Origin of the sequence: Paenibacillus doosanensis (genome assembly GCF_025060755.1) — a bacterium.
Taxonomy (GTDB): Bacteria; Bacillota; Bacilli; order Paenibacillales; family NBRC-103111; genus Paenibacillus_S; species Paenibacillus_S doosanensis.
The window spans coordinates 60,565-81,862 of sequence record NZ_JANYUY010000021.1 but is presented as its reverse complement, the minus strand read 5'-3'; the positions used below and the strand labels follow the sequence as shown (position 1 = coordinate 81,862).

Below are 21,298 nucleotides of genomic sequence, written 5' to 3'. Positions count from 1 at the left end.
CATGTAAAAGGTGGTTAGAGCATGAGCTTGGGCAAACGATTCAGAGACATTACCGTTGCAACGTTTAACGACATGCTGGAGCAATCGGAAGATCCGGTTCGCCTGATCGATAAATATTTGAGCTCGCAAGCCGAGCAAATCCGCGAATCGGAGAAGCTGCTGCAGCAATGCTTATCCCACGCCGCATCGCTGCGGCAGGAATATATGAGTGCGGCGCAGCTGAAAGAACGCCGCGAGCAGCAAGCGCTGATCGCCCTGAAGGCGGGCGAGGAGGAAGTGGCCCGCATCGCGCTGCAGGAGAAGCTGCAGCAGGAGGAACGCAGTGTGCAGTACAAGGCGCTGTACGAGCAAAGCAAGCTCGGCATCGTCGAGCTGGAGGAGCAGCTGCAGCAGCTGAAGGCGGACTTCGAGGAAGTGGCCGCCAAGCGCAGCTACTACATCGCAAGGCTTGAGAGCGTACGCTTGCAGCAGCGCATGAACGAGCGGCTGCGCGGCATGGGCGGCGGCCACGGTTCCACGCCGCCGCGGATGTTCGACCGGCTGGAAGAACGCGTATCCGACATGGAGATGACTGCGCGCACGCTGCGCGAGGTGCGCGGCCAAACCCGCGACGCGCTGCTGTCGGTAGGCAATGCCGCATCGCAAGCGCTGGAGAGTGAAATGGCCAAACTAAAATCTAAATTGCAGCAGGAGGGCTGGATGCGATAATGACCAGAATCTACCGTTCACGCACCGACCGTAAAGTAGCCGGCCTCTGCGGCGGGTTATCCGATACGTTAGGGATCGATTCCAATATACTGCGTTTGATTGTTGTCGTGACTACCTTTTTCTCGGCCGGAGTGGTGATTCCACTGTACTTCCTGGCGACGTTGGTTATTCCGACGGAGCCGTATCCGGATGGCACTTACGGGCCGAGAGGCTACGGAGGCGCGGGCCGCTGGAACGGCGGCGAGGCTGAGTGGGGCGGACGTTTCGACGGATCGCGCAGACATCACGGCAGAGACCGCGGAAGACATCATGGACAGGAAGGCCATTACGATCAAGCCGGCAGCGGCTATCAAGGCGGACAAGCGCAAGGGCAGCAGGCCGGTTCAAATCTGGACGATATGATGAAAGACATCGAGAAGAAGGCTATGTGGAAAGAAATCGAAGAACTGCGGGCTAAGGTGGCCAATTACGAAAAACAACAACAATCCAAAGGAGATGTTTAATGATGGGAGTATTTTCTAGAATTAAAGATATGACGAAGGCTTCGATGCATGAGCTGCTGGATAAAGTGGAAGACCCGATCATTATGCTGAATCAATATCTTCGCGATATGGAAGAGGAGATCGCCCAGGCCGAGGTGACGGTAGCCCGTCAAATCGCCAACGAGCGCAAAGTGAAAGAGCGCTGGGATGAAGCGGTTCGCCTGACGTCGCAGCGCGAAGAGCAAGCGAAGGAAGCGCTGAAAAGCGGCCAAGAAGCGACAGCCCGTCAGGCGCTGGAGCAAAAGCTGTACTACGAAGGCAAAGCGGTCGAATATGCGGAGATGCACGCCCAGTCGAAAGCGCAGGCGGAAGAGCTGGTACAGCAGCTGCATGAGATGAAGGATGCTTTTTATCAAATGCGCAACAAACGCAGCGAATTGATCTCTCGCGCTCAGCTGGCCAAGGCTAAAAAGCAAATGGCCGAAGTGACCTCAAGCAACGTCATCGAAGGCGGCAATGCCGTCAAAGGCTTCCGCCGGATGGAAGACAAAATTTTATCGCTGGAGGTCGAGGCGGAAATAGCCCGCAAGCCTTATGTAGGCACCTCTTATGCCGGATCGGCATTCGGCGGGCAGGGTGCAGCCGGTTATGCGTCGGCGGACCCGGCCAAGCAGCAAAAGGTGGACGATCAGCTGCAGCTTCTGAAAGAAAAGCTGAGCGCCGAACAGTCCCAATAAGCAGGGCCGCCGGATAAAATCCGCTTTGAGGCCATAGTAAATTATGATATGCTAGGAAAGGCAAAAAGCCATAGGGCAGGCAAGGCCGCCGCTATGGCTTTTAGCTCCTATGGCAAAGCGACCCGAGAATCGGCATAAGAAGGGAGGCAGCACGGATGAAGAGAAACTGGAGACATCGAAACAATAACCGGAACGTGGCTCTAATCTTGATTGGAGTGGGCATTTATCTGCTCTTCAACAACCACTTCGGTTTTTTCACCGTGATGGCCCTTCTGTTTATTCTTTTCGGCATTAATAAAATCCGTTCGGCTTCGATACGCAAAGGCTATATTTTTATCGGAATCGGGCTGGTCATTCTGATCGGAGGGAATCTCTCTCTCCTGCTGTCTGTCGTGCTGATTTCTTTAGGATATTTCTATATACGCTCCAGACAATTGCAGCGGGACGACAAATATGTCCGCAAGCAGTCGCTGATCGATAGCATTCGCTGGGGCAGAGAACCATGGGTGCTGCGCAGCAGCTCGATCTGGAACGTGCTCGGCGAGCTGCAGATCGACTTGACGTACGCGATTCCCGAACAGCCGGAAACGACGATCGTGCTGCAGGGCGTTATCGCCGATGTAGACATTATCGTGCCGGAGGATATGGGGCTTTCGGTCACGGCTTGGGTGCTGTTCGGACAATCCGATATCGGTCCCAATAAAGAAGCGGGAGTGTTCAATAAAACCGTTTGGCAATCGGCCAACTATGAAACGGCGGATACGCGGGTCGAGCTGCTGATCACCTATGTTGTAGCCGACATTGATATCAAAGTGGTGTAATGAAGCGCGTTGGCATAATCTGAGAATCCCCGCAGAGGTTTTCTCGACATTACGGGAGGATTGCAATCGATGGAAGGGCACGATAAAAGACTGACCAACATGATATGGCGAAGCATGGGCGAGTCCATTGTACTCAGCCTTCTTTTGTTTGGCGTCATCGTGTACTTCCTGAATTCCAACGGATTTATCAAGGAATTTGCGACTTGGCAGGAAGGGGTCAAGCTCAGCCTGACGCTGATCGTCATCGTCACCGTGATCGGCGGCACCTACGGACTGTGGAGCAGCAGCAAGACGAAGCGGCGGCTGGAGCTGCTCCGCGAGGTTATGATTTCATTGGAAAAAGGCAATCTTAGCCGTAAGGTGCCCCCGATCGGGGAAGACGAAATCGGCCGGCTCGGCGAGCAATTGAACCAGATTACGAAGAAGTGGGAAGATCAGGTCAGTTCTTTGCAGCGACTGTCGAACAATAACGCCCAGCTTGCGCAAAAGGCGAAATATTCGGCGATCGTAGAGGAGCGGCAGCGGCTTGCCAGAGAGCTCCATGACGCCGTCAGCCAGCAGCTGTTCGCGATCTCGATGACGGCGACGGCGGTCGGCCGGACGCTGGACAAAGATTTCGACAAGACGCTCTTTGAGAAGGCGAAGCGGCAAATTCATCTGATCGAAGAGATGGCTTCGGTGGCGCAGTCGGAGATGCGCGCGCTGCTGCTGCATCTGCGGCCGGTGCATCTGGAGGGCAAGCGGCTGGCCGAAGGGCTGCTTGAGCTGATGCAGGAGCTTATGGCCAAGGTGCCTATGGAGATGGCCTGGGAGCTGGACGAAAACATCCGCCTGCCGAAAGGCATTGAGGATCATTTGTTCCGCATCGTGCAGGAGGCGATGTCCAATGCGCTCCGGCATTCGAAGGCGACGAAGCTGGAGGTGCGGCTGACGCAGCCGGCCAGCGACGGCATCCGGCTCTTGATCCGCGACAACGGCGTAGGCTTCGATATGGATGCGAAGAAGCACGCTTCTTACGGCATAGTCACGATGAGGGAGCGGGTTAATGAGATCGGCGGTTCATTGAACCTGATTACGGCGCCGGGCAAAGGGACCCGGATCGACATTCGCGTGCCGATAATGGCGGAAGGAGGAGATTGGCTTGGAGAACGAGACAGTGATTAAGGTGCTGCTGGTCGACGATCATGAGATGGTGAGAATCGGATTGGCTGCCGTTCTGAGCACGGAGGAGGACATTGAGGTGGTAGGCGAGGCCAGCAACGGGGCCGAAGGCATCCGGCTGGCGCAGGAATACCGGCCTGATGTCGTCTTGATGGATCTCGTAATGGAAGGCATGGACGGGATCGAAACGACGCGCAAGCTGCTGCAGCTGTATCCCGAATGCAAGGTCATCGTGCTGACGAGCTTTTTGGATGATGAGAAAATGTACCCGGTCATTGAAGCCGGCGCGTTCAGCTACCTGCTGAAAACGTCGCGCGCGGCGGAAATCGCGCAGGCGATACGCGCCGCCGTGAAAGGGCAGTCGATTCTCGAATCGCAGGTCGCCTCGAAGATTATGAACCGCTTCCGCCAACCGAAGCCGGCGGCTCCTGCGCACGAGGAGCTAACCGAGCGCGAGATGGAGGTGCTCAGGCTGATTGCTTCAGGCAAGTCGAATCAGGATGTGGCCGACGAGCTGTTCATCGGGGTGAAGACGGTCAAATTTCACGTTACGAACATATTGGCCAAGCTGGGGGTAGAGGATCGCACGCAGGCGGCCATCTACGCCTTCAAGAACGGTCTGGTTGAATAAGCGCCGGTTTCCAACGCCCTTTCCTTACCGATTGCGCCGGGAGCCGCCGCTGCATCTTCAATGAACTAACGAACGAACGGACTCATCGCGGATGAGTCTTTTTCAATATAACGGCAGCTTCTCTTCATGGAAGCGTTTTCTTTGTCGACAACTAGAAAGGGAGCCGCTTGTCGAACAACCCAGGAGTCGATCCTCAAGGGTTGGATTTGTCGAAGGCTTCGGGAGAAACATGAATATCTTCGACAAGGCTGCCGCTTATCGCAGAAGGCGGCAGGGCCGAATCGACACAAAATCGTCTTCGAATTGGTGTGAATGATGCGCAGCCTGCGGGCGATTGAGGTTCCCGTCAAGAAGTCGGTCTATATTGGCGTCCACTGACGGCGATAGATTAAGGAATTTGACGCCAGAGCGCGCTCCTGCGCTTCAAAGCCAGATCTTTGTCGGGAAACGGTCAACAAAAAGCGATTATTTCCAGGGAAATTGACAAAATAACCTGCGGCCCCGTTCTGTAATGAAGCTGCCGCCGTATCATTCTGCTGGCAATCCCGGTCGGGAGTGACCGGCAACAGGTTCAAGCGGGGGCCGATCTGCGCGTCGTTGAGCCGATTTGCCAGGCGCTGAAGGACGTACGCAAGCCGTTCGTAATTATGGGTGGCTTTTCGCCTGTACACCTTGCACTGATCTCGGATCTCGAATAGGGTCCAAAACCGAGCCCCCCTTGCCGGCAATCGTTCGCGAAGGGTGTTTTGCTTGCTGTGAACATCAGTCAAGGGGCAACTAAAGAAAAAATTTCAGAAATAGCGCAAGAAATCGGCACGTTGTTTCGTCTATATAATGTAGAAGTAAATGTAGAAGCGATGCGGAACAAAGTAATTTATCACATGGGAAAAATGATCTTTTATTAAAGCGTTAGCGTAGTAAAGAAAATTTCCTGTTGGCGATAAAACTGCCGTTAAACGCAGTCGAGCATCTTTGAACAAACGTGGAAGCGACGGGCTGACAGGTTGTTCGTCAAGGGGGAGGGAATATGTACGCAAATGCACACGTCGCTACGCGGCCTGGCGGACTCACGCGGAACGCAAACGAAAAAGCGGCGCTTCTTCGAACGTACGAAGAGTATTGCTATCAGGTGACGTTCTATATGCTGAGGGATGAGCGGCAAGCGCTGGAGGCCGCCGAGCAGACGCTCGCCGCACTGTTCCTATGCAAGGAATGGCGCGGGCTTACCCATTCCTTGCGCATGGAGCGTATCAAGCGCATAGCGATGCTGCAGGCGCTCGAATGCAGGAAGAGGCTGCTGGCTGCAAGCGTTATAAATAACGGTTAAGCAGCAGACCCGCAAGCGGAACGGGCAGATAAGCCTGCGGCTTCCCCCCGTCCCAACGATTAAATCCATAATGCGCGAAGGAACGCAGCGTCGGCGCATTCGGGTCCAGAAGCCGTCCAGGCGGCCGCGAAAGCAGCTGCCCTGCGGCTGCCGATAAGGCGGCTGCGAGTCCCTCTGCATCGGCGCAGCAAGCGGCGGTGAGGGGGGCAGCTGCTGCGACCGAAGCGGAGGCGGAGGTATCCGCATTGCCGGCTCCAAAGCTGCCGCTTGGAGGCTGCAGCGCTCCGGAATCATCATCCGGCTGAGCCGTTCTGCGCCGCAGCGAAAGGCCGCTGAGCGCCTCCGACGCGGCGCCGGCGTCCAGCCATGGCGAAGCGGCGGTAACCGCAGCTTGCAATTGCTTGCAGCTCTCCTTCAGCCGTTCTGCGCCATGCGCGGCTGCAAGCCCCTCCTCCCGCTCTTGGAGAGGGGCGGCTTGGGTGCCGGATGAATGAGCGGTCTCATCCGAATCGGCTTCCGTTGCGGCGGAGCGGGCATCGGCCAGATCCTTAGCTTGCCGGGCGGCGAAGATCACTTCCGCCAAATGCCGGGCCGCAGCGTAAGCTTGCGGCTCGAAGGCGGTTGCGCGGTCGGCGGCGGGAGTGTCCGCAGGCCGGGGACGGATGACGGAACGGACGGCTCCGGCCTGCCTTCGTCCGTAATCGTCATGATGCTGCCATAACGCGTTGGTCCGGTATGTACGGGTCACTTGAGCGATACTCATGATCATGCTGCGTCACCTCGCCTTTCTTCGTTAAATAAGCCTGTGCTTTCAGTATACAGCCGGAAGCCTTTTCCGTAAATTGGATCTTGACGTCCGAAGTGCTTGTCCTGTATGATAGTTAATTAACTTTCCTAAAAGGGGCATGCATCATGGAATGGGTACAAACGGCCGTTATTGCGGCTGTCATTATCGTCAGCGTGCTGTTCTTAGCCTTTGTCGGTAAAAAATATTTAAAATAATAGCAGAGCGCGCGATCGCTTCATACGATAAAGCAGAGTCTTTATCCAAGGAGGCGACGCCAGTTGATTCGCAAACGGATTCCGCGTCAGGACGATAGAATCATTTTGGAGTTGGTGGATCGGCTCCTGGTCCCTTTTGCAAGAAAGACCCAGCCCGATATTCGTATCGATCTTCGAGCGATTCGGGAACGGTTGAAGGATTGCAGCACGTTCGTTTCCGCATCGGGCGGCCGGGCGGCCAACGGATTTATTGCGCTTAGAAAGCAGCGCGAGGCCATGTACGTCGACATGCTTGCCGTGAGTCCCCGCGCCCAAGGCAAAGGGATAGGTTCGAGATTGCTGGAGCACGCGGAGCGACAGGCTCTGCTGGCGGGGCGAAGCGAGGTGAGGCTCTGGGTCGACGATGTCAACGCCAAGGCGCAAAGCTTTTATACTTCACGGCATTATATACCCATTCAATATAACGAAACGATTCGCTGTTATTTAATGTCCAAACAGCTTGAATAGTTGCAAAGAGCCAAGGGCCGTCAGTCGCGTCGGTCGGAGGCTCTTTTTTTGCATATGATCCGGTCCGGGACGGAATGATACGGGAAGAGAAGGGAGCCGCCGCGGCGGTATTCGCAGCGGTCCCTCGAAGACCCCTGCCCCGGTTTCCCGAATGTTTGGTCCGGAGAGTCGATAGGGGATGGAGCAGCGAGCGGAAAGCTTTAGATGAGCAGGAACAAGAGAGCAATCAGCGAGAGATCAATTGCGAACTCTCCTCCGAATCCCGGTCCAAATCCTGGTCCAAATCCCGGTCCAAATCCCGGTCCGAATCCTGGTCCCGCCACTGCTTTTACTTTGGCGGCAGATTTGCCCCTTACTTTGGCCTTCTTGGATTTCAGAGAAGCTTTCGTGGCCTGAAGGTCCTCGGCCGCTACCGCATTTTCCGCGTAATTAATTCTGCTGTTCAGGATCAGCTTGTCGGTCTCGTGCCTGCTCAATATGGCTACCAGTTCACTGCCGTCTCTTAGAACAATGAGAACCGGTTTGCCGTAATGCTCCCGGCAGGTTGGTTCGTCTATCGGATGAATACGCCTCATTGTTGCACCTCCGTCATAATTTCTACACTCCAGTCTATGCGCACAGCGCCGGGGCGATTGGTCGAATGCCCAGTGATATGAGCCTATTTTGTTGTATAAAGCGGCGGAGAAGCGGGGAAGCTTTTACGGATTTAGCAAGCTTCGTTCCGTTTTCGATCAGTCCAATCGACATTTTCTATACTAAATAAACGGGAAATTATTGAAACCTGCGGCTGTTTTCGTTATGCTAAAAGGGTTCGGACACAAATAAAGAAAAGCGTGAAAAAATACATATGAAAGAATGATGCCAATATGACCAATACTGTATTTTTCCTTTTCGGAGCTACGGGCGATCTCGCCCGCCGCAAGCTGTATCCTGCGATTTACAGCCTTTACCGCGAACGTAAGCTGGGTGACCGCTTCGCCGTCATCGGCTTGGCGCGCCGCCCCAAATCAAGCGAGCAATTCCGGGAGGATGTGCTCGAATCCATCAAAGAATTTGCGCGCTACAATGTGACGAAGGACGAGCAGTGGGCATCCTTTGCAGAGCATTTTGAATATATGCCCCTTGATATTAACAATACGGAAGCTTTTCGCGAGCTGAAAACCGTCGCCGACCGTCTGGACGATAAGTTCGATGTCGGAGGAAACCGGCTGTTCTATTTGGCATTGGCTCCGGAACTGTTCGGCAGCGTGTCGCATCATCTGCAGGCCGGAGGCTTGCTGGAGACGCCGGGCTGGGCCCGTCTGGTCATCGAGAAGCCGTTCGGCTACGACCTGCCGTCCGCAGAGAAGCTGAACGCCGAAATCCGCCAAGTTTTCGAAGAGAAGGATATTTACCGGATCGACCATTATCTCGGCAAGGAAATGGTACAGAACATTAACGTCGTCCGGTTCGCGAACGCGTTCTTCGAGCCGTTATGGAACAACAAGTACATTGCGAACATCCAGATTACGCTGAGCGAAACCGTCGGCGTCGAGGAACGAGGAGGATATTACGATCATTCCGGCGCGCTCCGCGATATGGGGCAGAACCATATGCTGCAGATGCTGGCTATGATGGCGATGGAGCCGCCGAGCCGTCTGTCTCCCGAAGACATTCGCGACGAGAAGGTCAAAGTATTCCGTTCCTTGAGGGGATTCCAAAGCGCTGCCGAAGCTAGAGCCAATACGGTGCGCGGGCAGTATGCCGCCGGCAATCTGAAGGGTAAACCCGTTGTAGGCTACCGCGAAGAAGATTCGGTCAATCCGGAATCGACGACGGAGACGTATTTCGCGGCGCGCGTATTCGTAGACAATTTCCGTTGGGCCGGCGTGCCGTTCTACATCCGCACGGGCAAACGTCTCCCGGTTAAAACCACGGAAGTCGTGGTGGAATTCAAGAACGTGCCGAACAACGTCTATTTGTCCAAGAAGCATAAGCTGGAACCGAATTTGCTCGTATTCCGGGTGAATCCGATGGAAGGCATCTATTTCAAGATGAACGGCAAGCAGCCCGGTTCCGAAGGTGCGATCGTACCTGTGGCGATGGATTTTTGCCAAAGCTGCCAGGTCGGGTTGAACACGCCGGAAGCTTACGAGCGGCTTCTGCACGATGCGGCCCGCGGCGATTCGACCTACTTCACCCGATGGGATGAAGTGGCGCTGGCATGGAAGTATGTGGACAAAATCGCCGCCGCATGGGGCGAGCGCACGGATAACCTGAACTTGTACCAAGCCGGCACATGGGGACCGGATCAGGCGCAGCAGCTTTTATCGGAAGACGGATTCAAATGGTGGCCTGTGAACGGTCAAGACGAAGGCGAAGTGGCCTGGGAGTTTACGAAGCGGTAAAGAAGCGATAAATTAGTGGGATCGATATCCAGCGGGCCGTACTTGTTACCGGGTACGGGCCCTTTCTTTTTGCCATCCGAAAATATGTGCAGACAGCCGAATAAAACGCTATAATAGAGAAACCAATCGTAAGGCAATCGATACGAGAGAGACGGATTCATATTATTTGGGGGGTTATCGTAAATCATGTCGCGTCGGGCTTTTATTCGCTGGATGCTTGGTTTGTTGATCCTTATTGGCGCCGCGCTTACCGGTTTGTTCAAGCTGCTTCAGAAGTCTGCAGGCGAACAGCAGACCGCGAATGCAAGCGGAGATCCGGATCTGTCGCTGGCTAGGCAGGAGCCGCCTGCTCCGAAGCCTGCGCCGGAGGACGAGAAGGAGCCGTTATTTTCCTTTATGATCTTAAGCGATCTCCATATTTCGGTATACGATCAAAATACGATTAAGCACATGAAAGAAGCGCTGGAGGACATCAAGCATTTCGAGTCGCCGATCGATTCCTTAATTATAACGGGCGATATGACCGATTTCGGAGGAGACGACGGGTACAAGGAGCTGCATAAGCTGTTATCCGCCTATAAGCTTCCTCCGCTCTATGCGAACATGGGCAATCATGATTATTACGATATATGGGTCGATAAGAAAGGCGCTTTCAATAAAGACACGATGCCGAACGGAAAAACCGATTGGCAGGCCCGCGAAAGGTTTCAGAAATTTTTTAATGTGGATAAAATATATAATGCGGCTACTATTAACGGCTTCCCGCTCATATTGCTGTCGCAGGAGTGCTATGTCCAAGAGAAGCCTGAAGTTGGAGAAGGCGCTTGGTATTCCGACGAACAGCTTGATTGGTTCAAGAACAAGCTGGCCGAACATAAGGACGGAAAGCCTATTTTCGTTATGACGCATCAACCGCTGCCGCCGATCGGCTCGGACGGTGGAACCCACCAGCTTATTCCCGCGAAGAAGTTCAGAGAAATCTTGAAACCGTACCCCAATGTGTTTGTTTTTTGCGGGCATCGTCATCAGGATTTTCAGAACGGATCGGAGCATTATGTAAAAGAAACGTTCCATTACTTCCATAACTCCTCTGTAGGACGGGTATTGAACCGCAGCTATCAGAATGCATCCAAAGAAAAATCGCAAGGATTGTATGTGCAGGTATATAAAGACAGAGTGACCGTACGCGGCAGAGAATTCAGCAACCGCACGTGGCTGAAGGAAGCGGACTGGAGCTTGAAGCTAACTTAATATAGGGAAGGAATTACGAATCTGATGAGTATGGATACGAAGCAAAAAATGAATGAAGAGGTGCAGAAACGCCGCACCTTCGCCATTATTTCCCACCCTGACGCGGGGAAAACGACGCTGACCGAGAAGCTGCTTCTCTTCGGCGGAGCGATTCGGCTGGCGGGGACGGTCAAAGGACGTAAAGCGAGCAAGCACGCGACCTCCGACTGGATGGAAATCGAGAAGCAAAGAGGGATCTCGGTTACGTCGAGCGTTATGCAATTCGATTACGAAGGACACCGCGTCAACATTCTCGATACGCCGGGTCACCAAGACTTCTCCGAGGATACGTATCGTACGCTGACGGCTGCCGACAGCGCCGTGATGCTGATCGACTCCGCCAAAGGCGTCGAGGCCCAGACGAAGAAGCTGTTCCAGGTGTGCCGGATGCGCGGCATTCCGATTTTTACGTTTATCAACAAGCTGGACCGCGAAGGGCAAAATCCGTTCGACTTGCTCGAAGAGCTGGAGCAGGTGCTCGGCATCCGTTCGTATCCGATGAATTGGCCGATCGGCTCGGGCAAGCAGTTCCGCGGCGTGTACGATCGCAAGATGACGCAGGTGGAGCTGTTTCAGGGCGACGACCATAAAGAAATCCAAGTGCGCAAGGTGAGCGGTTACGAGGATCCGATCGTGAAGGAAATCGCCGGCGATTTCTTCTACGATCAGTTGGTGCAGGATCTGGAGCTGCTCGACGTGGCCGGAGACGAGTTCGACTTTGACAAGGTGGCGAGCGGCGAGCTGACGCCGGTCTTCTTTGGCAGCGCGATCAATAACTTCGGCGTGCAGACGTTCCTGGAAAATTTCCTCAAGCTGGCTCCGACACCGTCGCCGCGCGGCAGCAGCGCAGGGGAAATCGACCCGCTGAGCGATAAATTTTCCGGCTATATTTTCAAAATTCAGGCCAACATGAACCCGGCGCATCGGGACAGAATCGCTTTCCTGCGCATATGCTCGGGCAAATTCGAGCGCGGTATGTCCGTTAAGCACGTTCGCGCCGGCAAAGATATTAAGCTGTCCCAGCCGCAGCAGTTTCTCGCCCAGGACCGCGATATCGTCGAGGAAGCGTATCCCGGCGACATTATCGGTTTGTTCGACCCCGGCATCTTCCGGCTGGGAGATACGCTCAGTCAAATGGGCAACATCGAATTCAATGAGCTGCCGACCTTCTCTCCGGAGCTGTTCTGCAAGGTGACGGTCAAAAATGCGCTGAAGCATAAGCAGTTTCAAAAAGGCGTCGATCAGTTGACCGAAGAGGGCACGATTCAGGTGTTCCGGACGATCGGCTTCGACGATATGATTCTCGGCGTCGTCGGCCAGCTTCAATTCGAAGTGTTCGAATACCGCATGAAGGCGGAATACGGGGTCGATGTGATACTGCAAAGAATGAACTATCAGTTTGCCCGCTGGATCATAGACGAGCAGGTCGATCCTGGCAAGTTCCGGATCAATTCGCAGCTGGTTAAAGACAAGAACGACCATTATGTCGTTCTGTTCGAAAGCGAATATGCGATGCGGTCGGCGATGGAGAAGAATCCGACTGCGCAATTTTTAGAGAATGCTCCTTAAATGAATAAACCAATGACGACGGGAGTGTGAAGGAATGCAGCATATTGGACCGACTCTCGGAATAGCCCTGCTCGTAGGGCTGATGATATACCGCCGGACGAAAAGAACGATCGGCTTGCAAAAACTGGTCCGCTCCCGCCTCTTGTTCCGAACCGTGTTGTTCGCGATTATCGGGTGCGTGCTCCTGTATGCGGGCTTCCTGCATCCGGTCAATCTGATTGCCGCTGCTGCCGGCTTGATCTGCGGTCTTGTGCTTGCTTACTACGCCGTCAAGCATACGGAGTTCGAGCAGCGGGCCGACGGTTTGTATTATCGCACGCATCTATGGGTCAATATCGCGGTGCTTGTTCTTCTGGTCGGACGTATCGCCTACAGGGTTATGCAGATGAACGCTCAGGCGCCTATGGCCGCCCCTCCGATGGGAAATCCCATGGAAATGTACGGCAGAGACCCTCTGACCGTAGGCATATTTTTCGTGCTGGTTTCTTACTACATTCGTTTTTTTACGTTTTTGCTGCGCAAGGAAAAAGAACTCGGTTCCGCCTCGGTCTAACCTTGGAAAACGGCGAACCGTACATGATTTGAACACCCCCCATTCATATAAAATTGCGGTGAAAAAGAAGATGTGCCTGCGCATGCGCAGCCGTCGTTTTTACAGCATTTTTAGGATAGGGGGTGTTTGGCATGCGGCCGGGAAGGGGAGGGCTGCTGGCTGACGTAAATGGCACGGGGAACAGAATGCGGACGACCGAATTACGTAGAAAAAGTAGGTTGACGCCGTCTTTCTAGGCGGATGACGAAGGCCGCCGCCGCCGTCTATGCATACAATATTGTGATGAGGCAAAGAAAGGTGGTTCCCATGGGCAAAGTCAAATCCAAGCGGCACATTCTCAGCAAATGGAAAAAAACATGCGCGCTGATTCCGAATGCCCGAATCCGCCGCTTTATTCCCGATACGGAGAAAATGACGCGAGCTTCGTTAAAACAGATGCTTAGCCAGTTCCAAATGGTGTATATCAAGCCGGACGTAGGAACCTACGGCCATGGGGTTATGCGTGTCGAGATGGAGGCCGACCGGTCGCAATTGGTATACCGGTACCAGAGCGGCCTCGAAATCAAACGGTTTGCGACCTATGACGAGATGTACGATTCCATTAAAGAAAAGACGAAAAACCGTCTGTACCTCGTTCAAATGGGCATTCATTTGGCCCGGTACCGGAAGCGCCGCTTTGATATCCGGGTGATGGTTCAGCAGTCTCCCAGCAAGAAGTGGGAGACGACCGCGATGATCGGCAAGGTAGGCGATCCGAAAAAAGTAGTGACCAATATCCACAACGGCGGCACACCGACAGCGGTGGAAGCGGTCCTGAGCGCTTATTTGCCTAAAGACAAACAGCAAGAACTGATAGCTTATTTGAAGAGGCTGGGGACGCTTACGGCCAAGCAGCTTCATTCCAAATACCGCGGTATTAAAGAGATCGGGCTCGACGTGGCGCTGGATAAAAATATGAATCCGTGGCTGCTGGAAGTCAATACGCGCCCGGACCCGTATGTGTTCAACAAATTGAAAAATAAGAGCATGTACAGGAAGGTGTACCGCTATGCCAAAGCCTATGGAAGAGTGTAAGCCGGCTGCTATGCCCAGAGATAATCCCGTATGCTACCGAAATAGATACGGGATTATCGTTGGTTCGGTCAAATCGCGCGAAGGGCCAGGAGCTGCAACCTCGGGCCTAGGACGAGGACAGGCCTCTCTCCGATTGCGGCAAGGCGGACTGCCGCTCTTCTTTGGGCATCGAGACGATAAAGACCGAGCCCAGGCCGGGTGCGCTTTGCACTTCGATAGTCCCTTGATGCGCTTCGACAAGCTGCTTCACGATCGACAGTCCCAAGCCGGTCTCGCTGTTGCTTTTGGTCCGGGACGGGTCCGCCTTATAGAAACGTTCCCAAATTAGCGACAGCTCCTCGCTGGACATGCCCCGGCCGGTATCGGATATTTCGATTCTCGTCTCCGTATTCGTCTCGGACCCTTTCAAGCGGATGGAGCCGTATTGAGTGAATTGGATACTGTTTTTGACCAGATTAAGCAAAATTTGCGTCAGCCGGTCATAATCTCCGTAAACTTGCAAACCGGGCTCGCATTCGATAATGATTTGCAGATTTTTCTCCTCCACCAGCACTTCCAGCGATTCCGCGACGATCTCCATCAGTTCCCGAAGCGGCGTATGCTTCTTGGCCAGCGAGATCATGCCGCTCTCGATCTTCTCCATGTCGAGCAGCTCATTGATGAGCCGGATCAGACGGAACGTTTCTTTCTCGATAATGCCGTAATACCGGTACCTCTCTTCCTGTTCCGCGACCAGATCGTTCTTCAGCCCTTCAATAATGCCGCGAATCGAAGTCAGCGGCGTTCGCAGCTCATGGGTGACATCCATAATAAACTGCCGCCTGCGGTTCTCGTATTGCCCCAGCATATTGGATGAGGCTTCCAGCTGAGCGGCCATCGAATTGAAGTCCGCCGCCAGGTCGCCGAGCTCGTCCGTACGGTTTACGGGGAGGCGGGCGGCATAGTCCCCCGCGGCAATTTGCCGGGTAGCTTGACGCAGCGGCTGAATGCTTTTGCTTATATTGCGCGAGATGAGCAAGCTGACGAAAACGGCCAGCAAGAAGACGATCGCGATCATGAAGAGCAGGGCGTCATAGAACGTCTGCAGCGTCTCCTTATAGCCTTCAAGCGGCGAAAATATAAACAAGTGCATATCGCCCTTTTCGCTGCGGGGCTTGATCGTTTTGCCCAGCACGACCAGCGGCTCGGGGATATTCCGGCTGACGATGAAGCTCTCGTTGTTCTGAATGGAAGAAATTCGCGCGCGAAGACTGTCCAGAAACGGCTTGCCCAGCAGCGCCGCCGGCATATTCGGATCGCTGAAGAGAACTTCCCCCGTCTTGTTGAAAAGAATAAACGAAATTTTGCGCTCATTGAGCAGGTTGCGGTAATTTTGCACCTGCGGTCCGGAGTTTTCTTCGTCCTTGGACAGCAGTTTGGAGACGACCTTCGCCGAATTGTTCAGCTCCTGCGTTACCGAATCGTACACCTGCTGCTTGACGTAATAGGCGAAGCCCATGCTGAGCAGGGCGAGTATGAGCAGCGAAACGATGAGGTGGCTTAGAGCAAGCCGCTGGAAAAAGGTAAAACGGTATTTGATCTTGGGCATGCTACTCCTCCAGCTTATAGCCTACGCCCCATACCGTGACGATCAACGGGCATTCCTGAGTCGAAATTTTATTGCGCAGCCGCTTAATATGTACGTCGACCGTGCGCTCTTCTCCGATGTAATCGTAGCCCCAGATGCTCTCAAGCAGCTGTTCCCGGGTGAACACCTTCTTCGGGTAGCGGACGAACAGACAGAGCAGTTCGAACTCCTTCGGGGTCAAATTCGTAATTTCCTGACCTTGAATGACCGCCGTACGGGATTCCAGCTGAATCGTAATCGATTTATGCTTAAGCACGCTGAAGCGGTCCGATTCTTCTACCGCCGCGGCGGTTTCTCGTGCTTCCGACGAGGTCCCGATCCGGTAACGGCGCAGCACCGCTTTCATCCGGGCGATCAGCTCCATCGGACTGAACGGCTTGGTGACATAATCGTCGGCTCCAAGCTCTAGCCCTTGAATCCGATCCTGCTCGCGGTCGCGGGCGGTAAGCAGGATGACGGGCGTCTCGCGGGTTTGACGCAGATCCTTGCACAGGCTGACGCCATCCTTTCCCGGAAGCATCCAATCGAGAATAATGAAATCCCAGGGCTCTCCGTCGATACGCTGCTGTGCCGTAAGCCCATCGTGTACGAAGGTCGTGTCGTACCGCTCTTTTTGAAAAAACAGCTGCAGCATTTCGCAAACGGACGTATCGTCCTCGGCCACAAGCAGCTTCATTCGCAAACACTCCTTGAACGAATAATGTGAAAGCGGGTGATTCTAATTCGCCCGCGGCTACTAACAGCATAGACGCTTGTCAGCATAATATCAATACCACTATCATTATAGGAATAAGGTCAAAATACCCGATTGACAGATAGGCGTTCGCATGAGAAAATGTACGCGTGTACATTTTGCTTTGATTTGGAAAAGGAGGGAGCGCATATTGTAACGAGGAAGGAAGTGGCTGAGTTAGCGCGCGTATCCGAAGCTACCGTCTCCAGAGTATTCAACGGCATAGGGCCGATGAAGGAGGAAACGAAGCTGCGGGTGCTGGAAGCAGCCAAGACACTCAACTATCATCCCAACGCGATTGCTCAGAGCTTTGCCCGCCGCCGCAGCGGCAATTTGGGCGTAGTTCTTCCATACGTTCCTAAAGTTCATTTATTCTCGACGTATTTTTTCTCGGAAATTTTGAGCGGCATCGGTTCGAAAGTGCGGGAGAAGGGATACGACCTGCTGCTGATGCTCCGCACCATGGAGGAAGAAAGCGATTACAGCGATATTTTTCGCTCACAGAAGGTCGATGCCTGTATTATTCTCGGCGCCGGCGATACGCCGCGGGAGCGGGACCAGCTGAAACGGCTGCAGGAGGCGGGACACCCGTTCTGCTTGGTTAATCAGCATTTCCCGGGCGAACGCTTCAACGAAGTGGATGCCGATCACGAGGCCGGCAGCTACATGGCGGTGCGGCATTTGCTTCAAAAAGGATACCGCCGGATCGCATTCCTGAACGGATCGCCTCAGTTCTCCAGCAGCGGCGATCGGCGCAAGGGCTATGAGAGGGCGATGCGCGAAGCGGGCATCGAGCCTGCGGGGTACCCTCATTGGTATTATGAGGGCAATTACAGCCGGACGAGCGGCTACCGCGCAGCGGCCCGCATCTACGAACATCGGGAGGAAATCGATGCCGTTTTTTCCGCGAATGACCGGATGGCGACCGGGCTGATGCAGGGATTGCGCGAGTTCGGCTGGGAAGCCGGGCGGGATATCGCGATCATCGGCTGCGACAATTCCGATGCGGCGCGCGTTACCGATCCGCCGCTGACCAGCGTCGGCGTCCCATTCTATGAGATGGGGAGCCTGGCCGCCGATCGGCTGCTGTCGCTCGTGCTGCAGGAAGGCGAACCGTTTCAATTGAAGCTGGGTACGCAATTGGTCGTCCGGCAGTCGTGCTCCAAACGGTAAGTCCAACCGGTAAACGAATCAAATCGAATGAAATGAAATTCATTTTCATGAACGGGAGGAACGGGAATGAAGCAGTTCAATATCGGGATGATCGGTTATAAATTTATGGGCAAGGCGCACAGCCATGCTTACCGCGATTTGCATATGTTTTTTCCGAAATCGGCCCGGCCGGTTATGAAGCTGATCTGCGGGCGCGACGAAGCGGGCGTCGCCCAGGCCGCCGAGCAATTCGGCTGGGAAGGCTACGTCACCGATTGGCGCGAGCTGGTGCAGCGCAGCGATATCGATCTGATCGACATCAACGCGCCGAGCGACGCGCATAAGGATATCGCGCTTGCCGCCGCCAAAGCTGGCAAGCACTTGTTCTGCGAGAAGCCGCTCGCGCTGACGCTGGCCGACTCGCGCGAGATGCTGCAAGCGGCGGAGGATGCGGGCGTGAAGCATATGGTCGGCTTCAATTACCGCTTCGCTCCGGCCGTGCAGCTGGCGAAGAAGCTGCTCGACGAAGGACGGCTCGGGCAAATTTATCACTTCCGCGCCTGGTTTCTGCAGGACTGGATCGTCGATCCGGATTTTCCGCTCGTCTGGCGGCTGCAGAAGGAAATCGCCGGCTCCGGCTCTCACGGCGATCTGGGCGCGCATCTGATTGATCTTGCGCATTATTTGGTCGGCGGGATGAGCGAAGTGATCGGGATGAGCGAGACGTTCGTCAAGGAGCGGCCGCTGCCGACGACGATGACGGGGCTTAGCGCCAAAGGCAGCAAGGATGCGCCGCGCGGGCCGGTGACGGTCGACGATGCTACGCTGTTCATGAGCCGGTTCGCGAACGGAGCGCTCGGCAGCTTCGAGGCGACGCGCTTCGCTCCGGGTCACCGCTGCACGAACGCTTTCGAAATCAACGGCTCCAAAGGCAGCGTCAAATTCGACTTCGAGCGGATGAACGAGCTGCAGGTATATTTTACCGATGATGCCGATGACGTACAGGGCTTCCGGCGCGTGCTCGCGACCGACGCGGCTCATGCCTACATGGACGCCTGGTGGCCTGCCGGTCATACGATCGGCTATGAGCATACGTTCGTGCACGAAGTTGTGGAGCTGATGCAGGCGCTGGAGGAAGACCGCCAGCCGGTTCCGAATTTCGTGGACGGTGTCAAATGCCAGGAAGTGCTGGAAGCGGTGGAACGCTCGATTGAAGAGCGCCGCTGGGTTAAAATCGAGGAAGTGTAAAGGAGCGTGCTGACGATGAAAAAAGCATTGATCGTACAAGGCGGATGGCAGGGGCATCAGCCGAAGGAAGTGTCCGAGATTTTCCGAGGACTGCTGGAGGAAGCGGGCTTCGAAGCGGAGGTATCGGATACGCTGGAAGCGTTCGCCGACGCCGGGAAGCTGCGCGGGCTCGATCTGATCGTACCGGCATGGACGATGGGGGAAATTACCAAGGATCTGGTCAAGAACGTGTCTGAGGCCGTGCAGAGCGGCGTAGGCATCGCCGGATGCCACGGCGGGATGTGCGATGCGTTCCGCAATAACGTCGACTGGCAGTTTATGACCGGCGGACAATGGGTCGCCCATCCGGGCAACGACGGCGTGGAATATGTCGTCAACATCAAGCACAGCTCGAGCCCCCTTGTCGAAGGAATCGAAGATTTCACCGTCAAGAGCGAGCAATATTATTTGCACGTCGATCCGGCCGTAGAGGTGCTGGCTACGACTCGTTTCCCTGTCGTTCAGGGTCCGCACTCGCTCAATAAAGCGGTCGACATGCCGGTAATCTGGACGAAGCGCTGGGGCGTCGGCCGCGTATTCTACTGCTCGCTCGGACATCAGGCGAACATAGTAGAAATGCCGCAAGTGAAGGAAATTATGCGCCGCGGTCTGCTGTGGGCGGCCGAAGGCAAATTGGCGGCAGCCCGGGATGCGGGAGCCTTCGCGACAGGCGCAGCCTATACGGGAATGGGAGACAGCAACTAACCGGCTGCGGCAGTGACGTTTGTTAGAGCATAGCCAGCATTTGGGACGATTCAATAAGGGCCTATAACAAGAGGAGGAAGCGGCAGGATATGGAGAAGGTTAGAATAGGTATCGTGGGCTGCGGCAAAATCAGCGGCATTTATTTCAAAAACTGCGGCTCGTTCGCTGCGCTGGAGGTTGCGGCTTGCGCTGATTTGAATGTGGACCGCGCCAGAGCGAGCGCTGAAGAATACGGCATTCCGAAAGCCTGCTCGGTTCAGGAACTGCTCGCCGACCCGCAAATCGATCTGGTCATTAATTTGACGATTCCCGCCGCTCACGCCGAAGTCTGCTTGCAGGCTCTGGAAGCGGGCAAGCACGTATATGTAGAGAAGCCGCTTGCAGTAACGCGCGAAGAAGGTAAGCGCATACTTGATACGGCGCGCAGCAAAGGACTGCTGGTCGGCAGCGCGCCGGATACGTTCCTCGGCGGCGGGATTCAAACCTGCATCAAGCTGATTCGGGACGGCTGGATCGGTACGCCCGTAGCCGCATCCGCTTTCATGATCGGCCGCGGTCATGAGCATTGGCATCCCGATCCGGAATTTTATTATGCGCCAGGCGGCGGTCCGATGTTCGATATGGGCCCTTACTATTTGACGGCTCTGGTCGCTATGCTCGGACCTATGCAGAGAGTGACCGGGTCGGCCAAAATTTCGTATCCCGAGCGCACGATTACGAGCCAGCCCAAATTCGGCCAGACCATTCAGGTGCAGACGCCGACTCATGTCGCAGGGGTTATCGATTTCCACGGCGGAGCTATCGGCACGATCATCACCAGCTTCGATGCGTTCGGCGGATCGCAGTTGCCGCGGATCGAAATTTACGGCAGCCAAGGCACGCTGAGCGTGCCGGACCCGAATACGTTCGGCGGTCCGGTTCTGCTGCGCCGGGCTGACGCCAAGGAATTCAGCGAAATTCCGCTGACGCACGGATATACAGACAACAGCCGAGGACTCGGCGTTCTGGATATGGCTTACGCCATTCGGGGGGGCCGAAAGAACCGGGCTAACGGCGAGCTGGCTTATCATGTGCTGGAAGCGATGCACGGATTCCATGATGCCTCAGCCGAAGGCAAGCATTATACGATGCAAAGCAGCTGCGATACACCTGAGCCGATGCCGTCCGGTTTAGTGAAAGGTGTTCTGGATTAATTATGCCTTTTTAGAAAATGCCGTGCCTGCCAAGCTCCCACTGAATGGGAACTGGCGTGTGCACGGCATTTTTTCCCGTTTAGAAACGGGCGCATATGACTGCCGAGCTTTGCTCGCCCGCGCAGCTTGAAGGGATTTTCGCTAGTCCTTAAGCCAAATGCTCTTTTAATGTGGAAACAAGCTGCGATTGTGTGTCGGGATTGCTATGCTGCCAAATAATCTCGAATAGCACGCCCAAGCCAGGAAGCACCTGCTCCTGTCCTCCCATGGAATCCTCGATCACCTCGAAAAGCTCCTCATTGCTTTTGTCCGTAACGCGTTGGATGATAGCCTGTCTCAGGTTTAAATTCAT

22 protein-coding genes are annotated in these 21,298 nt (G+C 54.7%); 17 read left to right on the top strand and 5 right to left on the bottom strand.

What is annotated here, in order from left to right; genetic code table 11:
• The first annotated feature begins 21 nt into the window (after positions 1-21).
• From N0M98_RS16490 to N0M98_RS16460, 7 genes are all read left to right on the top strand, one after another.
• Positions 22-708 (top strand): PspA/IM30 family protein, encoded by a 687-nt coding sequence (locus N0M98_RS16490; RefSeq protein ID WP_249865616.1) that lies wholly within the window; start codon positions 22-24, stop codon positions 706-708.
• The gene (locus N0M98_RS16485; protein ID WP_249865615.1) at positions 708-1,211 is read left to right on the top strand and encodes a PspC domain-containing protein; all 504 of its coding nucleotides are present in this window, start codon (positions 708-710) and stop codon (positions 1,209-1,211) included. The genes N0M98_RS16490 and N0M98_RS16485 overlap by 1 nt, the downstream gene beginning before the upstream one ends.
• Before the next feature lie 2 nt (positions 1,212-1,213).
• A complete protein-coding gene (locus tag N0M98_RS16480) occupies positions 1,214-1,927 on the top strand; it encodes a PspA/IM30 family protein (protein WP_249866293.1) in 714 nt (237 codons plus the stop codon).
• A 155-nt stretch (positions 1,928-2,082) separates the two neighbouring features.
• Positions 2,083-2,748, top strand: a complete 666-nt coding sequence (gene liaF, locus N0M98_RS16475) for a cell wall-active antibiotics response protein LiaF (protein WP_249865614.1) — start codon at positions 2,083-2,085, stop codon at positions 2,746-2,748.
• A 69-nt stretch (positions 2,749-2,817) separates the two neighbouring features.
• Positions 2,818-3,912 (top strand): sensor histidine kinase, encoded by a 1,095-nt coding sequence (locus N0M98_RS16470; protein ID WP_249865613.1) that lies wholly within the window; start codon positions 2,818-2,820, stop codon positions 3,910-3,912.
• Positions 3,890-4,540 (top strand): response regulator, encoded by a 651-nt coding sequence (locus N0M98_RS16465; protein WP_283942821.1) that lies wholly within the window; start codon positions 3,890-3,892, stop codon positions 4,538-4,540. The genes N0M98_RS16470 and N0M98_RS16465 overlap by 23 nt, the downstream gene beginning before the upstream one ends.
• A 1,027-nt stretch (positions 4,541-5,567) precedes the next feature.
• A complete protein-coding gene (locus N0M98_RS16460; RefSeq protein ID WP_259618581.1) occupies positions 5,568-5,867 on the top strand; it encodes a hypothetical protein in 300 nt (99 codons plus the stop codon).
• Here N0M98_RS16460 and N0M98_RS16455 read toward each other — a convergent pair.
• Positions 5,851-6,636, bottom strand: a complete 786-nt coding sequence (locus tag N0M98_RS16455; RefSeq protein WP_259618580.1) for a hypothetical protein — start codon at positions 6,634-6,636, stop codon at positions 5,851-5,853. The genes N0M98_RS16460 and N0M98_RS16455 overlap by 17 nt on opposite strands.
• A 296-nt stretch (positions 6,637-6,932) precedes the next feature.
• Between N0M98_RS16455 and N0M98_RS16450 the strand changes: the two genes are divergently transcribed.
• Complete coding sequence (locus N0M98_RS16450; protein WP_259618579.1) at positions 6,933-7,376, top strand: GNAT family N-acetyltransferase; 444 nt, start codon at positions 6,933-6,935, stop codon at positions 7,374-7,376.
• A gap of 200 nt (positions 7,377-7,576) precedes the next feature.
• Here N0M98_RS16450 and N0M98_RS16445 read toward each other — a convergent pair whose 3' ends face one another.
• Positions 7,577-7,951 (bottom strand): hypothetical protein, encoded by a 375-nt coding sequence (locus tag N0M98_RS16445; RefSeq protein WP_259618578.1) that lies wholly within the window; start codon positions 7,949-7,951, stop codon positions 7,577-7,579.
• 291 nt (positions 7,952-8,242) lie between these two features.
• Between N0M98_RS16445 and zwf the strand changes: the two genes are divergently transcribed.
• The 5 genes from zwf to N0M98_RS16420 all read left to right on the top strand — a co-directional run bounded on the left by zwf (position 8,243) and on the right by N0M98_RS16420 (position 14,249).
• Entirely contained in the window at positions 8,243-9,763 is a 1,521-nt protein-coding gene (gene zwf / locus N0M98_RS16440; RefSeq protein WP_259618577.1) for a glucose-6-phosphate dehydrogenase, read from the top strand.
• A 186-nt stretch (positions 9,764-9,949) separates the two neighbouring features.
• Positions 9,950-11,014 carry a metallophosphoesterase family protein gene (locus tag N0M98_RS16435; RefSeq protein WP_249865607.1) on the top strand — a complete coding sequence of 355 codons (1,065 nt, stop codon included), beginning with the start codon at positions 9,950-9,952 and terminating at the stop codon, positions 11,012-11,014.
• 30 nt (positions 11,015-11,044) lie between these two features.
• Complete coding sequence (locus tag N0M98_RS16430) at positions 11,045-12,622, top strand: peptide chain release factor 3 (protein WP_375295496.1); 1,578 nt, start codon at positions 11,045-11,047, stop codon at positions 12,620-12,622.
• Positions 12,623-12,656: 34 nt separating this feature from the next.
• Complete coding sequence (locus N0M98_RS16425; protein ID WP_259618575.1) at positions 12,657-13,175, top strand: CcdC protein domain-containing protein; 519 nt, start codon at positions 12,657-12,659, stop codon at positions 13,173-13,175.
• A gap of 306 nt (positions 13,176-13,481) precedes the next feature.
• Complete coding sequence (locus tag N0M98_RS16420) at positions 13,482-14,249, top strand: YheC/YheD family protein (protein ID WP_259618574.1); 768 nt, start codon at positions 13,482-13,484, stop codon at positions 14,247-14,249.
• Between the two features lie 106 nt (positions 14,250-14,355).
• Here the strand turns inward: N0M98_RS16420 and N0M98_RS16415 are convergent, their stop codons facing one another.
• Positions 14,356-15,837 carry an ATP-binding protein gene (locus N0M98_RS16415; RefSeq protein WP_249865603.1) on the bottom strand — a complete coding sequence of 494 codons (1,482 nt, stop codon included), beginning with the start codon at positions 15,835-15,837 and terminating at the stop codon, positions 14,356-14,358.
• 1 nt (position 15,838) lies between these two features.
• The gene (locus N0M98_RS16410; protein ID WP_249865602.1) at positions 15,839-16,552 is read right to left on the bottom strand and encodes a response regulator transcription factor; all 714 of its coding nucleotides are present in this window, start codon (positions 16,550-16,552) and stop codon (positions 15,839-15,841) included.
• A gap of 159 nt (positions 16,553-16,711) precedes the next feature.
• Between N0M98_RS16410 and N0M98_RS16405 the strand changes: the two genes are divergently transcribed.
• From N0M98_RS16405 to N0M98_RS16390, 4 genes are all read left to right on the top strand, one after another.
• On the top strand, positions 16,712-17,782 hold the full coding sequence (locus N0M98_RS16405; RefSeq protein ID WP_259618573.1) for a LacI family DNA-binding transcriptional regulator: 1,071 nt from the start codon (positions 16,712-16,714) through the stop codon (positions 17,780-17,782).
• Between the two features lie 66 nt (positions 17,783-17,848).
• A complete protein-coding gene (locus tag N0M98_RS16400) occupies positions 17,849-19,009 on the top strand; it encodes a Gfo/Idh/MocA family protein (protein WP_259618572.1) in 1,161 nt (386 codons plus the stop codon).
• Between the two features lie 15 nt (positions 19,010-19,024).
• Positions 19,025-19,753 carry a ThuA domain-containing protein gene (locus N0M98_RS16395; RefSeq protein WP_259618571.1) on the top strand — a complete coding sequence of 243 codons (729 nt, stop codon included), beginning with the start codon at positions 19,025-19,027 and terminating at the stop codon, positions 19,751-19,753.
• 89 nt (positions 19,754-19,842) lie between these two features.
• Positions 19,843-20,946 carry a Gfo/Idh/MocA family protein gene (locus tag N0M98_RS16390; protein ID WP_259618570.1) on the top strand — a complete coding sequence of 368 codons (1,104 nt, stop codon included), beginning with the start codon at positions 19,843-19,845 and terminating at the stop codon, positions 20,944-20,946.
• 148 nt (positions 20,947-21,094) lie between these two features.
• Here the strand turns inward: N0M98_RS16390 and sspI are convergent, their stop codons facing one another.
• Complete coding sequence (gene sspI, locus N0M98_RS16385; RefSeq protein WP_249865598.1) at positions 21,095-21,298, bottom strand: small acid-soluble spore protein SspI; 204 nt, start codon at positions 21,296-21,298, stop codon at positions 21,095-21,097.

Excerpts from the sequence above, each read along its gene's own strand:
- N0M98_RS16415 (WP_249865603.1), bottom strand. The coding sequence starts at position 15,837 with ATGCCCAAGATCAAATACCGTTTTACCTTTTTCCAGCGGCTTGCTCTA.
- N0M98_RS16445 (WP_259618578.1), bottom strand. The coding sequence starts at position 7,951 with ATGAGGCGTATTCATCCGATAGACGAACCAACCTGCCGGGAGCATTAC.
- N0M98_RS16410 (WP_249865602.1), bottom strand. The coding sequence starts at position 16,552 with ATGAAGCTGCTTGTGGCCGAGGACGATACGTCCGTTTGCGAAATGCTG.
- N0M98_RS16460 (WP_259618581.1), top strand. The coding sequence starts at position 5,568 with ATGTACGCAAATGCACACGTCGCTACGCGGCCTGGCGGACTCACGCGG.
- liaF (WP_249865614.1), top strand. The coding sequence starts at position 2,083 with ATGAAGAGAAACTGGAGACATCGAAACAATAACCGGAACGTGGCTCTA.
- N0M98_RS16420 (WP_259618574.1), top strand. The coding sequence starts at position 13,482 with ATGGGCAAAGTCAAATCCAAGCGGCACATTCTCAGCAAATGGAAAAAA.
- N0M98_RS16400 (WP_259618572.1), top strand. The coding sequence starts at position 17,849 with ATGAAGCAGTTCAATATCGGGATGATCGGTTATAAATTTATGGGCAAG.
- N0M98_RS16430 (WP_375295496.1), top strand. The coding sequence starts at position 11,045 with ATGGATACGAAGCAAAAAATGAATGAAGAGGTGCAGAAACGCCGCACC.
- N0M98_RS16435 (WP_249865607.1), top strand. The coding sequence starts at position 9,950 with ATGTCGCGTCGGGCTTTTATTCGCTGGATGCTTGGTTTGTTGATCCTT.
- N0M98_RS16490 (WP_249865616.1), top strand. The coding sequence starts at position 22 with ATGAGCTTGGGCAAACGATTCAGAGACATTACCGTTGCAACGTTTAAC.
- sspI (WP_249865598.1), bottom strand. The coding sequence starts at position 21,298 with ATGAATTTAAACCTGAGACAGGCTATCATCCAACGCGTTACGGACAAA.
- N0M98_RS16405 (WP_259618573.1), top strand. The coding sequence starts at position 16,712 with ATGTACGCGTGTACATTTTGCTTTGATTTGGAAAAGGAGGGAGCGCAT.
- N0M98_RS16425 (WP_259618575.1), top strand. The coding sequence starts at position 12,657 with ATGCAGCATATTGGACCGACTCTCGGAATAGCCCTGCTCGTAGGGCTG.
- N0M98_RS16480 (WP_249866293.1), top strand. The coding sequence starts at position 1,214 with ATGGGAGTATTTTCTAGAATTAAAGATATGACGAAGGCTTCGATGCAT.
- N0M98_RS16470 (WP_249865613.1), top strand. The coding sequence starts at position 2,818 with ATGGAAGGGCACGATAAAAGACTGACCAACATGATATGGCGAAGCATG.
- zwf (WP_259618577.1), top strand. The coding sequence starts at position 8,243 with ATGACCAATACTGTATTTTTCCTTTTCGGAGCTACGGGCGATCTCGCC.
- N0M98_RS16485 (WP_249865615.1), top strand. The coding sequence starts at position 708 with ATGACCAGAATCTACCGTTCACGCACCGACCGTAAAGTAGCCGGCCTC.
- N0M98_RS16395 (WP_259618571.1), top strand. The coding sequence starts at position 19,025 with ATGAAAAAAGCATTGATCGTACAAGGCGGATGGCAGGGGCATCAGCCG.
- N0M98_RS16455 (WP_259618580.1), bottom strand. The coding sequence starts at position 6,636 with ATGATCATGAGTATCGCTCAAGTGACCCGTACATACCGGACCAACGCG.
- N0M98_RS16390 (WP_259618570.1), top strand. The coding sequence starts at position 19,843 with ATGGAGAAGGTTAGAATAGGTATCGTGGGCTGCGGCAAAATCAGCGGC.